Raw genomic sequence first — 15,580 nt, 5'->3', positions numbered from 1 at the left:
CACCCGAAGGTGCAACCCCAACTCCCATTCATCCGGGGGGAGTTGATCGCTCCATTCATGGAAGTGGCGCATAAGGGGAGAGAATTGGCCATTCGAGGCAACTTGGACACCGAGTCAAAGGGGTCCAAGCGATGGGGGCGATCAACTGTTGGTTGACGCTTCCGTGCGTGTCAAATTAACCTCGTGGTCCACAGCACATGATCTGCATGGACTCCGAGGAAGAGCAGGTGACGCGTGGAGACAGGTGAGGAGTTCGGGCCTTGGCTGGCCCGACAGCTCAAGCTCGCGGGGAAGACGCAGGCCGAACTGGCCGACGAGCTCCAGCTGACTCGGGCCGCCGTGTCCGCGTGGATCACCGGCAGGTCGACTCCTCGCCCGACCGTTATGACGGACATCGCCAAGGCACTCGGCACGGACGTGGGTACGGTGCACACCCGCACCACCGACACCCAGGCCGGCCTGCCGGTCACCTGGTACCACCGTCCCGGCTACTCCGACGGTGGTCGTGACCTGGGCAATGCCGCTGCCTTCGCCTTCGACGCCGACGTGCAGGTCCTCGCCCGCGAGACCTGCCAGAACAGCCTGGACGAGCGCCTTACGGAGAACGGTCGTCCGGTCCGGGTCCGTTACACCCTGCACGAGCTCACCGGTGAGGCCCTGGACTCCTTCCGCGAGGCGATCCTCTGGAACGATCTCTTCCCGCACTACTCCGCCGTCTCGGAGGCCGCCGGTAACCAGAAGGTCGGTCGAGTCGTGGACGCCGGTGTACGCGACATGTACGAGAAGGGCCGCTTGGTCCTGCTGCGTGTTGACGACTACAACGCTTCCGGGCTCATCGGTGACGACTATGCGGACGGCAAGTTCGCCGCTGTGGTCAGGCGTCAGCTGGAGAGCCTCAAGTCCGGCCCCGGCGCGGGTGGTTCGTACGGCCTGGGTAAGGCGACCCTGTGGGCCACCAGCGCCCTCGGACTCGTGCTCATCAACTCCACTCTGTCCGTACCTCACGAGGGACGTACCGAGCGCCGGGTCATCGGCCGTCTCGAACTGCCGTGGCGGGAAGTGGACGGCGAGCCGTACGCGGGCCCGGCCTGGTTCGGGCGCCCCGATCCCGATTCGCCCGGTGCGATGGTCGCCCGTTCCTGGTGGGCGGACGAGGAGACCGTGGCACGCCTGTATCTGACCAGGGAGAGCGACGAACCCGGTACCTCCTTCCTCATCGTGGGCGCGCACGACGTCGCCAGCCTTGAGGGCAAGTCCGACGCCGACGACGAGTCCAGCGGCGACGAGGAGGGCGACGAGGACACGCGTGACATCCGCAAGATGCACGGCCGTCTGGTAGAGGCACTGGGACGTGACTTCTGGGCTGCGATGACCGGCGGCGGCAGCAGGCTCCCCCTTCTGGAGGTCTCTGTCCGTGCTTTGCAGAACGGCAAGGAGGTCGTGCCGGAGAAGCAGGTGGACCCGTCCGTCGAGCAGCCCGCCCGGGCTCGTGCCCTCAGGGCGCACTACGAGGGCACCACGGTGGATCGTCTCACCGAGGCCGGGCAGGTTGCGGCGCGGAGCGTCCCGCTGAAGTTGCCGCTCTCCGGCGGCGTCCATGGGACGTTCGGTACGCACCAGGCGGTCCTGTTGGTCACCCAGGCTGAGGGGGACAGAGACGGCGACGGGGGGAAGAACCAGGTGCACTCGTTGCGCGGCAACCGCATGACCGTCAAGAGGGTGGGGGTTCAGAGGCTGCCGCTTGGGACCAACCCCTTCCAGGCCGTTCTGTTGGTGGGCGAGGCAGCCGGAGAAACAGCCCCCTTCGCGAAGGAGGCCGAGGAATTCCTGCGTGCGGCGGAACCGCCTGAGCATGACCGCTGGGGACAGACGGAGGAGCTGACTCTGCGCTGGTCGCCGTCCGCATACCGGCGGATCAACGCGCTGACCGCCGAGGTCAATAGTGCGGTCAGGGAACTTGTCGCACGGCCGAAGCGCAGCAACCGCGAAGGCGGTGAGGCTGTACGCAAGGCGTTGACTGTGAGAACGAGGCCCAAGGCCAAGGCGCCCGCCGGGCCGGTGGTTCCGGTGCTGGACAAGCTCGACGCGACAGTCGGCGACGACGGGGAATGGCGGATCACCGCAGAAGTAAGCATCCCGCGTGGCGACGAGATCGTCCCCATGGTGCCGGTCGCGCAGTTGGATGTGCGTTCCGGAGGCCGTCCGAAGTTGGAGTGGGCGGAACTCGTGGCCGTCGAGGGCTGCGAGGTGGAGGGCGGGACCCTGCGCTTCCCGCCCGGTACGCGTCGCGCGAAGTTCCGAGGATCCACCGACGTCACCAGCCACCCGGTCAGGACCACGCTCACCCGCCTCGTCCTCGAACTCCGCGCCGGCAAGGGGGAGTGACGCGTGAAGATCTACCCGTACAAGCGGCTCAACCGGCCGGTCGCTCTCAGAGTGACCTCGGTCTCCCTCAAACTCTCGGACGGCACCCGCGACCAGCTGGAGACCACCGCGTACTCGACCCAGCAGCAGTCCGTCGCGCTTGGCATCGCCGGCCACACCGACTGGGTGAGCGCCACGATCGGCCTGTCGGCGACGTTGCCACCCGGGGCGAACGCGCCGGACGCGGCCTGGTCCGATCTGCGTGTCCTCGCCGTGCTGACCGACGGCGAGACCAATGTCCGCACCTCTGCGGATCTCACGCTCGACGCGGAGGGCGGGCGGGACTGGTCGGGGTCGCTGGAGGTGCTCCGTGACGACCACTTGGGTCGGGTTTCCCTCGCCGTGTACGCCGTCGGGACGGTGGACGGAGTGCGTGGACGGTCGATCGCCGAGACCGACCGGAGCTGGATCGTCGACACGGTCTCCGACGAGCCCGTCCGTGGGCTCCAACTGGACGTTCAGACGGCATCGTTCAAGAGGAGCTCCCGGGAGTGGCTCCAGGCCTACGCTGACGCGCCCTGGATCGTGGACGCCTCGGCCAGAGTCCCCACCGTGTTCGTGAACACCGACGTTGAGGGTGTCATCGGCCTGCTGGACAGCAACGGCTCGGGAATGGACAGCAAGGTACGTGACCTTCTGGTCGCCCAGATGGCCACCGACGTCTGGACCGCGGTGTTCCACGGTGCCATCGGGGATCTGGAGGTGGAACCCGGCGGCGGCCCGGTCTTCCCGACCGACTGGCAGGGCGAGGTGCTGCGGGAGATGCTCCCGGACGTCGTTCCCGGCGTCCACGTTGAGGAGGCCCTACGACAGGTCCACCGCCGGCGTACCGGTGAATCGGGTTGGGTCGAGCTACAGACCCGTATCCACTACGCGGCGGTCCGCCGTGCCGATGCCACCAAGGCGCTCGCCTATGTGATCCGCAGTCTGGAACAGATGAACCGCGAGAGTGAGACGTGATCACCCAACCGAACCATGTACCGGAGCGGCTGGCGCTGCTCGCCACCTCGGCCGTCGACCCGTTCCTCACCGGAGAGCTGCTCAGAGGCGAACAGGTACACGGCGGCATCGATCTGGCCAAGGTCGTCGAGCCGCTTCCCGAGGACGACGCCAGATGGTGGGTCGAGCCGATCCGAAGTCTGGTGGAGGACGCCATGTTCGAGTTCCGGGAGGACCGTACCCGAGCCGACGCATGGCTCGCGCCACGGCTTCATGCCACGCTGCGCCTGACACGGCGAGAAGCGGCGGACAAGCGGCTGTGGAACCACCTCGCACTGGCGGTGGCTCCCGACTACGTGGTCTGGCGTCACCTTTCGGAACCGACGGTGAAGAGGCCGGAAAGGCGTGTCGCCGCGGAGCGCTTCCGGGGACCTGCCGACCGGCAGTGTTTCTCACGCCTGTGGTGGGCAGCGGAGCTGTTCAGGAACGGGGCGGACTACGAGCCGGTCGAGGCAGCCTGTGGAAACCAGGACCTCATCCACAGCGTTCTGAAGAAGGAGATGATCGACCACCGTCCCACTGCTCAGGCCATGGTCCGCCTGCTGAAGAGCGGACTGGTCACCACGGGGCGAGAGGTCGATGGCCTCAGCGTCGCGATCAACGCGGCCGGCGCGACCCTGATCTACGACATCCTCGGGCAGGACCGGCCCCGTGACCCCGTCCACCTGCGCGACTGGATCGCGGAAGCGGAATCGGCGCCACCGGTCGAGCGGTACGAACTCCCGAAGGGGCCCGACGAGGACCCTGTCCCGGAGGAGTCCGTGGCCGCGCTCACCAGCTACTTTGCAGAACTGTTCGAGACTGCGCCGGTCAGGGGCAGGAAGCCCGGGGATTGACCTGGCGCCGGACTCGGACTACTTGGCCGACGCATTCTTTCCCTTGCGCGGGCGCATGGATGAGGGCGGCGGCACCTGGTCCTTGGCCTGCGGGCACCTGCTGGTGCAGTTGTCGGCGGCCCCGCAGCCATTGCTTCGCAGCTTGGCCCGCTGCTCCTCCGTGGCTGGCTGCCACGGCTTACTGAGTGCCTCTGGGTCCGGCTCGGGGAGTCCGAGAGCGGCGCTCAGCAGGTGCGCACCGAACAAGGGCGGTACGGCGTTCCCCACCTGCTGGGCCTGCGCCGTACCGGACCACGGATAGTCCGGTGGGAAGCTCTGCAGCATCCCCGCCTCGTTCATGCTGAACCGCGGGCCCTCGTAGACGATGTTCTCGTCCAGGTGCTCGAAGACCACGAAGCGGGAGATGCGACCGGTGACGGTGGTGGCGGGCTGCTGGTCGGTCCGCACTCCACGCCTCCCAGGGTTCCCCGAACTGCCGTAGTTCGAGCGGACCAAGAAGGGAGTGACACGCCCGGGATGTGAGCCCACCGGGTCCGAGAGGGCATCACGCATCGACCTCCAGGAGAGCCTGTCCTCGGCGCTCCCCGACGTGCCACTCTCGTCAAGGGTCGGCTGACGGACCTGGTCAGGTGCGCTCGTCCCGTTGTTCCGGTTCCATTCCTTCGCATCATAGGAACGGTGTGTAGGGGTGGGGAGCGAGGGCTCACCAAGCCCTTCGCGCCGAGCGATCAACACCGCGCGAGATCGCGTCTGCGGTACCCCATAGGTCTCAGTGTCCAGAACGCCGACGACAACCTTGTATCTGGTCCCGTCGGGGAGCCCTGTCTCGGCCAGCACCTTGGCGTAGTGCTCCCAGAGCGGAGCCACTGCGGGGACCTGCTCCAGGACGATCACATCGTACGGTCGGTTCTCACGGTTGGGGCTCCGCGTTGCCTGAATCGCGTACCGGAGAGGTTCGAGGACCAGCGCGGTGCGTGGATCGGGGAGATCCTTGAGTTCTTCGTCGATCTTCTTGTCGGAGTCACCTGGCATCAGCCTGTCGATGTACTTCTTGACCCTGTCCAAGGCCTGGCGCCCGGCGCCGTGCCCGGCCACTGAGTACGTCTGGCACGGAGGGCCACCGGCGAGCACGTTGATCTCCGGCGGCAACGACTCGAAGGCATCCTTGCGTACCGCGCTCACATCGGCGTGAAGGGTGTCCAGTCCGGCGGCGTACCGAGTCAGGCATGCGCTCCTGTCCCACTCGATACCGAGACTCGGGATGTCGAGCGAGTGACCGGCGACGTCCAGCCCTCCAGGACCTGCGAAGAGGTCAAGGATACGAGGCTGGTCGAGGATGGGCTTGTGGGACGCCGTGCTGGTCATGTGGCGGAAGTCTAGCCGGCCGAGGGGACTGGTGGATCCGGAATGAGCGCTGCGGCGACAGCCCGCCCCAGCGCCTTCCCCACGGGCGGTGGTGTCGCGTGGCCGATCTGGCGGTACCGGGCAGTCTTGCGCCCGGTGATCTCCCACGTCTCGGGAAAGCCCTGCAGCAGTGCCGCCTGCCTGGGCGTGATCTTCACCATGTGGTCCCTGCCGAGTTCGGGATCCCATACGAAGCCCGCGTCGGGAACCTCATCGCCCACGGTGTGACCGTTGACACCCATGGTCGCCCACTTCCGTTTGGCTCCCGTCGGTCCCAGATCTGCGCCGCCTCGGTTCTTCGAGCCGCCGACCAGGGTCGGAGCCGGTCGATCGGCCTGGGCGGCCCAACGGGCCGCGTCCTGCCAACCGCGCGCGGCCATGGACGGTTCCAAAACGGCACCGACCGTCGTCGGCCGCTGCACCGTCGGTGTCGGTGGCCGGAACGCCTCGGCCCACTGGCGCCCGATGGCGACCAGGATGCCCTGCTTGCGGTTCTGGGGCACGCCGAAGTCGACGGCGTTCACGACGAACCAGCTGAACTCGTACCCGAGGTGGGCCAGTTCGGCTCGCGCGAAATCACGAAACTGCTGGTAAGCGTCCGAGTGCGCGAGCTCGGGAACGTTCTCGATGAGTACCGCACGAGGCCTGATCGCATGGACGAGATAGACCGTGGCCTTCAGCAACTGTTCCTCCGCACGCGAATCGGCGCGTCCGACAGTCGCACTGGACTTCACTCGTGGCAGGCCGGCCGAGAGGAGGTCCACGTCGTGGCTCACGGGATGCTCGGCCGGGTCGAAGTCCATCAGGTCGGTTTGAAGGACGTTCCAGTGCGGCCGGTTGGCCCGCAGCGTGCTGACGGCGAGTTCGTCGTCGTCCAGCAGCAGGCGCGGCTCGAACCCCGCCTGCTCCAGTCCGAGGGCGAGGCCGCCCGCTCCCGAGCACACATCGACGAAGGTCAGATCCCCCACTTTTTCCCCCTCCTCGTGCGTTCTGCCAGACGCCACTCCACAGCCGCTCTCACCCGCACGGCTACTTCCTCGGGAGTCTCATGCTCCCAGAACCGCAACACCATCCACCCCTGCGCGGTCAGGTGCTCCGTCGTCTCCCGGTCGCGGGCCATGTTCCGGTCGAGCTTCGTACGCCACCACTCAGCGTTGGCTCTCGGTTGCGTGGCGTGATCCGGGCACCCGTGCCAGAAGCACCCGTCGATCAGGACGGCCACCTTGGCACGGGTGAACGCCACGTCGATGCGCCGCCGCGCCATGCCCGGTACCGGGTACTCCACGCGGTAGCGCAGGCCTGCGGCGTGCAGCAGGCGTCGCACTGCCAGCTCGGCGTTCGTGTCCTTGCTGGCCTGACGAGACATGCGCGCCGAGACGCCGGGGGAAGAGGGCCTCACGTTGTCCAATGGTGTCGCGCCTCAGGAGTGTGCGTCTTCTCGGTCGATGACGATCGCATCCTGCCGGCCCGAGTCGATCGCACGGAACCGAACCAGCGGGCGACCGGTGCCCACCGACGACTCCGGCGCGACGAAGGAGAAGGCCATGACAACGTCACCGGGTTCCACCGTCCCGTCGGAGGCGAGGCGGGGCTCGGACTCGACCACCGGGTAGAGCAGCAGTGCTCCTCGACGCGGGCGGACGAGCTGCTCGACCGGCGCGTTCCCGGCCGTCTCGAGGGCACCCGCGATGCGCAGGGCGGCCGCGCGGTGCTTGGGCTCACTGAGCGCGCCGAAGAGCGAGCCGCGCCGGCGGGTACGACGGGCTAGCGTGAACGGGCCGTGCCCCATGAGGCGGGCCTCCGTGCGTTTGGCCGAGGTCTGCAACGGCGTGATCACAAGCCAGTCGTCGATCGTCGCCGACTGGCGCCCCACTTCGAGCAGGAACTCCAGGTGCGGCGAGAACTGGCTCGGGATGGACCACCGCAGGTCGCACAGCACCCTGGTCAGCGTCTCGTGCGTGACCGTCCCCACCCGTGCCTCGTACGTGGGGTCGTCCCCGACCGACAGGCGCACCGGGTCCTGGCCCAGTGCGGCGAGTACGGGCTCCCAGCACTCGGTGTTGTCGGCCAGCTCGTCCGGGGTCTCCGGATAGGCGGTCGGCTCCACCCAGGTCCCCGGCGACCGTACCTCCACCAGCTCCGCATTGAACATCTTGTTCCGAGCCGACGGCTTCACCCACGGCAGATGCTGGGTCACCAGGGGTGGGATCTGGGCGGGGGTGACCTGGGGGCGGCCGTCCACCAAGGGTGCGTAGCGGGCCAGCTCGGCGCGGAAGAGTTCCTCGTCGCGGCAGATCGCCTCGAATGCCTCGTACAGGTCGACCGTCTTGGCGTTGCGGCCCTTGCCGAGCTGCTCCTCGCGGCCGATGTACAGCCGGACGAGGTCCCGGTAACCGGGGCGGAAGCCGAACCAGCGGCCCATCTGCATCAGGGTGTCGGCCTGCTGCGTCGTGCGGCGGTAGTACGTGATCGTCAGGCCCGCGACAGTGAATCCTCGGGACAGCTTGGTGCCGCCGACGAGGATCTTCCAGACGTTCGGGGTGCGGTCGAAGTCGAGGTCGGGCTGGGCGTAGTCGCGTTCGCTCTCGCCGTTGACGACAATGACGGGGGTGCCGCCCCTGTTGATGAGTTGGCGGGCATCACTGACGTGCGGCTTGAGGTCCGCGTACGTAGCGGGAGTGGGCAGGGAGCTGTCCGCGTAGGTGTGGAAGTCCTTGTCGAAGAGGGACGCCAGACGAGCGTGGCCCTCCGGGCCCGTGTACGCGGCCTTGTCCCACATGGTGTTGATGCGCAGGGCGAGCGCGGCGTGCTCGGCCATACGGACCGATTCGTGCACGAGCATCGTGTGGTGCCGGAACTCGTCGGAGGGGACGCCGTGGGCTTTGCGGTAGAGCTTCAGAGCGCCCGTGAGCATGAAGGCGTCCAAGGCTTCCTGGAGGCGGTCGCCCGTGGAGTCGTAGATGCCCCGGACATGCTTCTTCTCGGCCTCGGCTTCACCCTCGTCGAAGGTGTCCAGGTCATGGAAGTCCTGAACGCCCATATAACCGGTGGGACGCGGGAGGGAGATCAGGAAGTCGCGCGGGAAGAGGTCCTCTTCGTCACCCGGGTCGATGAACACGTTGGCGAAGGGAGTCGCGGTGTAGCCGACGTACTGGGCGCGAGGCAAGAGGTTGAGTAGCTTGCTGATCTGGCCGTTGATCGCGGTGCGGGTGACCTTGCCGTCCTCCCACTTCTTCGGGTCGGTCGTGTTCACCGAGGCCTGGTCGGACTCGTCGTCGATGATCAGGGCCGGTATCTCGCCGAGGATCGGGCCCATCTTCTTGAGGTCCTTGACCAGCTTCTCCAGCACCGACTTGTTCTTCTTCACGACCATGACGCGTGCGCGGGCAGCATGCAGGTTCGCGGGGTCGTACAGGGGACGGGTGCGGTCCGGCTTCTCGAACTCCAGGGCGCTGATGCCGCGTTCCAGTGCCATGTAGTCACGGTCGCGCGAGGTCAGACGCTCGATGTCGAAGGCGCCGAGCATGGAGGGGCGGGCACCGAACGAGACGAATTTCGCGGGCCAGTCCTCGTCGTCCTGGTAGTCGATGCCGACCAGGGCGTCCAGGTCGTTCGGGTCGGCGGCGCCCAGGATGTTCTCCTGGCCGATCAGTTCCATGTCGAGACGGCGCTGGGTCTGGCCGCGCAGCAGGTTCAGGGTGCCGCCCAGAACGATGACCAGGCGGTAGCCCGCGTCGATGGCCTTGGCGGTGACGCCGGTGAAGTTGGCGGTCTTGCCGGACTGCACGTAGCCGACGACGAGTCCGCGCGCGCCATAAGGGTCGTCACGGGTGGGGTCGGCAAGCCGTTCCACGACCGCATGGGCGGCCTCGTCCAGACTGGAGACCGCCGCGTCGCTCCAGCCCTTGCGGCGCAGCAGTCGCTCGTACGAAGTCCAGTAGAAGGAGCGGTTCGCCGCCTGCCCCCGGGTGTACCAGGGCTGGAACTCGCGGCTGATGGTGACAGGACCCGGTTCCGTGTGGACCGGGACCGCACCGTCGAAGGCTTTGCGTAGATCCGTTTCGAACGCGAGCTTGTCGTAGACCTCGGCGCGGCGCTCCGGGGTGCGCGGCGCGCTGGCCGACCACGTGGGGGACTGTTCGAAGTCCCATGCGGTGAGCTTGCGGCGCCAGAGGGCGAGCAGCTCGTCGCCGGGGCCCGCGGCCAGGATGCGGTCGTGGAAGCTGGTCATGTCCGTGTCCGACGGTTCGTCGGTGTCGGCGAGCGCGAAGGCGAGCTTGGCGAAGTGCTTGGGGCCGCGTCGGCTCATCGCGTCGAGGACTTCGCCGTGGAGGTCGGTGACGCGGTCAGGAGCGGGCGTGTTCTCGGCGGTCACGGCGGCTGGGTGGCCTCTCTGGTGTACGGGAAGATGCGGGGGAGAGGGGTGGACTAACCCTCGGTGCGGGCGAGTTCGGCCCGTACCGCGGTGACGAGCACGCTGTTCCACAGGGCGACCTTGTCGGTCTGATTGGCCCAGACCCGCTCCTTCTGGAAGATCTCGTTGAGCATCAGATAGAGAAGGCTCTTGAGGACCGGGGCGTCGTTGGAGCCCCCGCGCCGGCCGCCGTTGAAGGCGTGCCTGTAGTCCTTGTTGAGGAAGACCAGGCGCTCCTTGTGGTCGATCGTGAAGACCAGTTCGGCGGAGTCGACGCCGGGCGGCACGTCGAGTCTGGCCCAGGTGAAGGTGATGGGGTCGTCGCCCTCCAGCTGGGGCAATTCGTCCCGCAGCGTCCGCTTCAGCTTCGGGTCGATGCCCTTGCCGGGCGGGATGACGGCCATGCGCTTGACCTCGGTACGCCGCTTGGCGGCTTCGCGGTAGGTCGTCTCCGCCTCACGGATGAATTCGGTGAAGCTGTGGCCGGCGGTGGAGTCGGCCGCTTTCTCCAGCCCGCGGGCGAACGCCGGGGTGACCTGGACGCCGTCCTTCTTGACGGTCAGGGCGAACACGTCGTTGGGCTCGGGCGGCAGGTCCACGGCGATCCGGGCGAGAGCGAAGTGGCCCTCCGGGCTGCGGGTGTCGTTCCAACCGCCGGCCTGGACGAGTCTGTCGTTGCGGTAGAGGTAGAAGCCTTGGCGCTCGGCGAGCGGGCCGATGCCTCGGTAGGCGACCAGGGGAGACTTGGGCGGCCATATGTGCGCGGTGAGCGCGACGTCGCCGACGCCCTCGACAGGCGCGACGTACGTACGGGGATAACCCGGGCGGCCCGGGACCCGATAGCCGAAGGGGTCGATGTGCTCCACGCTCCGGTGGTCGAGTTCCTCCCGGGTGTGGACATCCTCGACGACGATGTCCACGTGGAAGCCATCGCGGGCGAGGAAGCGATGGAGGTGGAGACCGAGGTGGGTCTCGAGCCGTTCGATCGCGTCATTGAGGTAGCGGTCGGTCTGACCGGTGGTGATGGTCTCGAACGCGCGGACCTGGTCCCAGCGCACGATCGTGCCGTGCCAGTCGATGATCCCGTCGTAGCGGTCGACCAGGTCCTGGCTGTACGTCGCATCGACGATGTCGCAGGTGAAGTCGGCCTGCGCGCGGGCGGTGAGCCAGCGGCGGCCGGCCGACGGGCTGCGCTTGGTCCGGCTGATCACGGTGAGCGCGTCGGCGTGCGAGAGGGAGGCGGCCTTCAGCCCGGCGCCGAAGTGTCCGAGGGCCCCGGCGGCGTACTTCTCGCGCCCGCCGACGGTCATCGCCGTGTCCAGGCTCGTCTCGTCCATGCCGTGACCGTCGTCGATGACGAGCAGGCCGACGAGGCGGTCCCGTCCGCCGCGCTCGCCGGTGTCCCGTAGGAAGCTCACGACGACGTTGTGGGCTCCTGCGTCGATCGAGTTGTCGATCAGGTCGGCGATGGCCGCCTCGAAGCCGTAGCCCTGGTGCGCGAGCGATTCGAACGACCTGGCCGCCGGGGGGAGCCGCTTGCTTCCGCTGGTGGGTACGTCGAATTGCCAGTCCGAAGACGGTTGGTAGGGCGGCATACAGGTGTTCCTCGCGGGCCGGGACATGCCCGGGATGCGAGCGGGCATGCCAGTTCAGCTGGTTGCATGTGACGTTAGCGTGAGCGAGTTGTGAAGGAGTAACGGGATCGGAACAAATGCGCTCGATGTCCCTGGATGCGTTCCAGGGGGCGAACCGTAGGAGGCGTGGGGGAGGCGTCCAGGGTCGGGAGGTGCTCCTCGCGGCGGTGGGATCGAGGCGGCGTTCGCCCTGGCCTCTTGGGCGCTGGACACGGGGCTCCAGTACCGTTGCGGCCGGATCGTGGAACGCTCCCGTGCGGTCCGCCGGTCGTTGTCGTCTGCCCAAGGTGGTACGGGATTTCGATGAACGCCTTTACGGCGTCTACCTGTAGGAGGGGATTGGCCGTGCGCGTGGGGATTACCGGGCATCGGGGTCTGAGTCGAGACGTTGAGCAGCAGGTTCGCCGGCTTCTTGAGGTGGCTGTTCGCGAAATCGATGCGGCTGAATTGGTGGGGGTCTCGTGCATCGCGGACGGCCCGGATGCGTGGTTCGCGGAGGCGGTGCTGAAGCACGGCGGAGCTCTCGAAGTCGTCGTTCCCGCTGAGCAGTACCGCGAAGGTCTCCCGGAGAGTCACTGGCCGGTCTACGACGCGTTGATGCGTCGTGCGGCACAGGTGCATCACACAGGCATGGCGGCGTCGGACTCGGACGCGCACATGGCGGGCAGCGAGATCTTGGTGGGCTTGACCGAGGAACTGTTCGCTGTCTGGGACGGGAAGCCGGCCTGGGGGTACGGGGGCACTGCCGATGTGGTGTCGTACGCCGAACGGAACGGGGTCCCAGTACGCGTGTTGTGGCCAGAGGGTGCAACACGTGGGTAGGACCGCTGCTTGTGCCATGCGGCTTCAGGACCCCCGCCGCCCCGCACTCAACCCGCAGCAGCGGCGGCCGTCTCTCACCCGAGGCTAACTAGGACGGCAAAGCAATGGCTTCGCCAGTTCGGCGCACGGGCGGTCGCCGTGGGAGCGGATGATGTCCTTGCCGACCTCGTTGGCGAGGTAGCGCAGGAATCCCGCGGCGAGGGAGTTCGCGGGCGGCTCTCCGTAGGTGTACGCGTACTCGGTCTGCCAGTACGGGTATGCGCCCTCGTCCGCGCCTTCGAGGGTGGCCGGGTAGCCGTTGATGCGTACCTGCTGGACGTCGTCGTGTGCGGTGGCGGCGCCGACCTCGCTGTGGCCGAGGGCTCCGGGCGTTGAGGCCACGGTGCTCAGGAGGGTCTCGGTGTCAGTGACCTCGCAGCGGCTGGCCTTGGTCTCGTCCAGCGCCGTGCAGTCGTTCGCGGTGACGGCCAACAGGGGTTTGTTGCCCAGTACTTGGCGTTCCAGTGTGGTCCGGGTGCCCGAGCCGGGGTTGCGGCTGACGAGGTGGATGGGCACGTTGTTGCCCTTCACCTGGCTCCAGTTGGTGATCTTTCCGGCGTAGATGTTCCTGATCTGTTGCAGGGACAGGTCCTGGACGCCGGCGTCCTTGTTGACGACCAGGGCGAACAGGGACAGGGCGACGGGTCTGGGGAGCAGTTGTGGACGGCCGTCGCTCTTGGGCCCGTCGCTGAACGCCAGCCGGTCACCGAGTCCCTGGCTGCCCGTCGGTTTGGTCTTACGCCCCGCCGCGGCCAGGGCGTCGAGCCCCGACACGCTGCCGTGGAACGTGTCGGCGGTGATGGGTATGAAGGCGTCGGGGCAGGTCCTGTGGTACTGCTTCGCCGCCTCCTGGAGCACTGGCGCGAACGCGGTGGAGCCGGACAGGGTGAGCGTCCCAGTGGCGCAGTCCAGTGGTGCGGCCGTGGCATCGTGCCTGGTGAACGTGAGGATGGACTGGACGGCGCTGACCATGACGAGGAGGGCGAGCACCCACCTGACCGGCTTCGAGGCGAACGGGTAGTACTCGGTCTTCTTGATCTTCCCGCGGCGTACTCCGCCCACGATGCTCGCGACGACCTCGGGCTCGGGGAACTCCTCGTCCGTGAAGCTCTCCTCGCGTTCCAGGACCGCCAGCACCTTGTAGTGGTCGCCGCGGTTCAGTTTCACCTTGGGCAGTTCGATGACGCCGTCGGTGACCCCGAGGCCGGGGACGCGCGGTGTGGGGTGCTGGTCGTCGCTGCTCGGCGTGAAGAAGCCGCGCAGCTCGTTGCGGCTGAGTTCGGTCACGACCATGCCGACGACGCGGCGGCCCCGGCACTTGACCTGGATGCCCGCGTGGCCCCGGTCGGGCGCCAGATAGCTGTTCTCCACGATGGGGGCCCAGCCGCTGTTCTCGATCCGCAGCAGCACGAAGGACGGATCACGCAGCGGGCCGCCGTTGGTCCGCTGCATCTGATGAAGCACCCCGGCGTACGGTAAGGCGCGTTCGTCCCGGGCCGTCGTGTCCATCTGGACTCGGTAGCCCAGCCGTTTGCGGCCGACGAGGACGAACTCCCAGAGCGCCGCGATCCCGGGAAGGGCCAAGCCCAGTACGGCGAACGCGAGTTGCCAGGAACCGGTCACGGTCGACTCCCGCAGAAGAAGGGGCTGGGAGGGCCATGGTGGCGGTCGGGTTCCCGGGGCGCCGGGGGTGCTCAGATCCTTGCGATTGATTTCACCGGGGCGTCACCTGGGACACCTGGGGTTCGCCGGGCAGGGCGACGCCATGACTTCGGGAGCCGGGGGGGTAGCTGATGACGCCCGGTACCCCCGGCCCCGAGGCCGGGGAGCCGGGGGGAAGAGAGTCGCGTTACTCGGCTGTGGCTACTCGTTGGTGGTCCCGTGGCACTCCCCATACCCCCGCCCCGCCCCACACCAGCACTCAACCCCCCGCTGCGGCGGCCAAGCCACCGCCAGCCCCCGTGCCGCCAGCGTCGTCGCGTACTGCGGGAGCAGGGTCGCGTCCGACGGGGAGGAGGCCTCCGAGGCGGCGAAGGCCTCGTAGGACGGGACGGTTCCCGTGACGATGCCGAGGTTCGGGGTGCCGGAGGTCGCCAGTTCCCGTAGCGAGGCCTCTATGGTCGCGAGGTGTTCCTCGTGGGAGGGGTACTCCGAGGAGAGGGTGGGGTACGCCGTCAGGAGTTCCGTCAGTTCGGTGGTCGGCCAGTGGAGGATCGCCACCGGGAACGGGCGGGACAGTGCCTCCCTGAACGTGCCCAGCTCCGCCCTCAGGCGGGAGATTTCCGCCTGGAGTTCGGCGGGGTTGTCCGAGCCGAGGGACCAGACGCGCTTCGGGTCGTGGAGTTCGTCCAGGGAGACCGGGGACGAGTGGAGGGTGTCGGCCAGGGTGTCCCAGTTGTCGTGGGCCGCACCCAGCATGCGGCGGACACGGTGGCGGCCGAAGAGGAGCGGGTGGGTGGAGTACGGGGGCTCCGACGTCTCCGTGAGGAGGAGCTGTGCGGCCTGGGTGAACGTCTCCTGCGCCGCTTCCAGTTCGTCGTGGGACTCCAGGGCCTCGGCCACGATCACCCAGGGGGCCGGGTCCCGGGGCGACGCGGCGCGGATGCCGTCGATGATCGCCCGGGCCTCGGCCTCGTGGCCGTACTCCCACAGGTTCGACGCCTTGAGGGCGCGGACCAGATGGGGGTGCTCCAGGGGCGTCGAGGACGACAGCAGGCGGTCGTAGAGCGCGGTGGCTCCGGGGCGGTCGCCGGCCAGTTCGAGGTGGGCCGCGGCCTGCACGAGCAGGTGTTCGGCGTCCTCGGGGTAGAGGCCTGCGGTCCGCTCCAGGCGCGCTGCTTCGGCGTTGTGGTCGACGTGTTCGGCAGACGTGTCGGGGCGCATGGGGGACACCGTACTGCCGATGCCGTACGAGGGAGAGATACCTGCAGGCCAGAGGGCGGGATCTCTTCGTTGCCCTTGAGTGCCGACGAATGGTTCGGGCGGTCATGGGGCTGGTGAGTTCGGGG

Annotated in this window: 11 protein-coding genes; 4 read left to right on the top strand and 7 right to left on the bottom strand. The window is 67.8% G+C overall.

Annotation, left to right across the window (positions count from 1 at the left end):
• Positions 1 to 234 precede the first annotated feature (234 nt).
• Genes ACFZDJ_RS06815 through ACFZDJ_RS06805 form a run of 3 tightly spaced genes read left to right on the top strand, consistent with a single transcriptional unit; the run spans position 235 to position 4,259 of the window.
• Complete coding sequence (locus tag ACFZDJ_RS06815; RefSeq protein ID WP_390926904.1) at positions 235 to 2,385, top strand: helix-turn-helix domain-containing protein; 2,151 nt, start codon at positions 235 to 237, stop codon at positions 2,383 to 2,385.
• Positions 2,386 to 2,388: 3 nt separating this feature from the next.
• Positions 2,389 to 3,384: a hypothetical protein gene (locus ACFZDJ_RS06810; protein ID WP_390926906.1), complete on the top strand. Its 996-nt coding sequence runs from the start codon at positions 2,389 to 2,391 to the stop codon at positions 3,382 to 3,384.
• Positions 3,381 to 4,259, top strand: a complete 879-nt coding sequence (locus ACFZDJ_RS06805) for a DUF6339 family protein (RefSeq protein ID WP_390926908.1) — start codon at positions 3,381 to 3,383, stop codon at positions 4,257 to 4,259. Before ACFZDJ_RS06810 ends, ACFZDJ_RS06805 begins: the two co-directional genes overlap by 4 nt.
• Positions 4,260 to 4,277: 18 nt before the next feature.
• Here the strand turns inward: ACFZDJ_RS06805 and ACFZDJ_RS06800 are convergent, their stop codons facing one another.
• From ACFZDJ_RS06800 to ACFZDJ_RS06780, 5 genes are all read right to left on the bottom strand, one after another.
• Positions 4,278 to 5,624: a DNA cytosine methyltransferase gene (locus ACFZDJ_RS06800; protein ID WP_390926909.1), complete on the bottom strand. Its 1,347-nt coding sequence runs from the start codon at positions 5,622 to 5,624 to the stop codon at positions 4,278 to 4,280.
• A gap of 11 nt (positions 5,625 to 5,635) precedes the next feature.
• Complete coding sequence (locus tag ACFZDJ_RS06795) at positions 5,636 to 6,631, bottom strand: DNA cytosine methyltransferase (protein ID WP_390926911.1); 996 nt, start codon at positions 6,629 to 6,631, stop codon at positions 5,636 to 5,638.
• Entirely contained in the window at positions 6,619 to 7,029 is a 411-nt protein-coding gene (locus tag ACFZDJ_RS06790) for a DNA mismatch endonuclease Vsr (protein WP_390928612.1), read from the bottom strand. The genes ACFZDJ_RS06795 and ACFZDJ_RS06790 overlap by 13 nt, the downstream gene beginning before the upstream one ends.
• Before the next feature lie 54 nt (positions 7,030 to 7,083).
• Positions 7,084 to 9,972, bottom strand: a complete 2,889-nt coding sequence (locus tag ACFZDJ_RS06785) for a Z1 domain-containing protein (RefSeq protein WP_391056897.1) — start codon at positions 9,970 to 9,972, stop codon at positions 7,084 to 7,086.
• A gap of 119 nt (positions 9,973 to 10,091) precedes the next feature.
• Entirely contained in the window at positions 10,092 to 11,672 is a 1,581-nt protein-coding gene (locus tag ACFZDJ_RS06780) for an ATP-binding protein (RefSeq protein WP_391056603.1), read from the bottom strand.
• A 384-nt stretch (positions 11,673 to 12,056) separates the two neighbouring features.
• Here ACFZDJ_RS06780 and ACFZDJ_RS06775 point away from each other — a divergent pair, with 384 nt between their 5' ends.
• The gene (locus ACFZDJ_RS06775) at positions 12,057 to 12,533 is read left to right on the top strand and encodes a hypothetical protein (RefSeq protein ID WP_391056894.1); all 477 of its coding nucleotides are present in this window, start codon (positions 12,057 to 12,059) and stop codon (positions 12,531 to 12,533) included.
• 84 nt (positions 12,534 to 12,617) lie between these two features.
• On the opposite strand, the gene ACFZDJ_RS06770 is transcribed toward ACFZDJ_RS06775, so the two are convergent.
• Both ACFZDJ_RS06770 and ACFZDJ_RS06765 read right to left on the bottom strand, forming a co-directional pair.
• Entirely contained in the window at positions 12,618 to 14,195 is a 1,578-nt protein-coding gene (locus ACFZDJ_RS06770) for a substrate-binding domain-containing protein (protein WP_391056601.1), read from the bottom strand.
• A gap of 240 nt (positions 14,196 to 14,435) precedes the next feature.
• Complete coding sequence (locus ACFZDJ_RS06765) at positions 14,436 to 15,455, bottom strand: hypothetical protein (protein WP_391056598.1); 1,020 nt, start codon at positions 15,453 to 15,455, stop codon at positions 14,436 to 14,438.
• Between the last annotated feature and the right edge of the window lie 125 nt (positions 15,456 to 15,580).

It is taken from the genome of Streptomyces sp. NPDC007896 (assembly GCF_042959425.1).
GTDB lineage: Bacteria > Actinomycetota > Actinomycetes > Streptomycetales > Streptomycetaceae > Streptomyces.
The sequence above is the reverse complement of the archived record's forward strand: the minus strand, read 5'-3'. Positions and strand labels throughout refer to the sequence as shown.

Excerpts from the sequence above, each read along its gene's own strand:
- ACFZDJ_RS06765 (WP_391056598.1), bottom strand. The coding sequence starts at position 15,455 with ATGCGCCCCGACACGTCTGCCGAACACGTCGACCACAACGCCGAAGCA.
- ACFZDJ_RS06785 (WP_391056897.1), bottom strand. The coding sequence starts at position 9,972 with ATGAGCCGACGCGGCCCCAAGCACTTCGCCAAGCTCGCCTTCGCGCTC.
- ACFZDJ_RS06780 (WP_391056603.1), bottom strand. The coding sequence starts at position 11,672 with ATGCCGCCCTACCAACCGTCTTCGGACTGGCAATTCGACGTACCCACC.
- ACFZDJ_RS06800 (WP_390926909.1), bottom strand. The coding sequence starts at position 5,624 with ATGACCAGCACGGCGTCCCACAAGCCCATCCTCGACCAGCCTCGTATC.
- ACFZDJ_RS06790 (WP_390928612.1), bottom strand. The coding sequence starts at position 7,029 with ATGTCTCGTCAGGCCAGCAAGGACACGAACGCCGAGCTGGCAGTGCGA.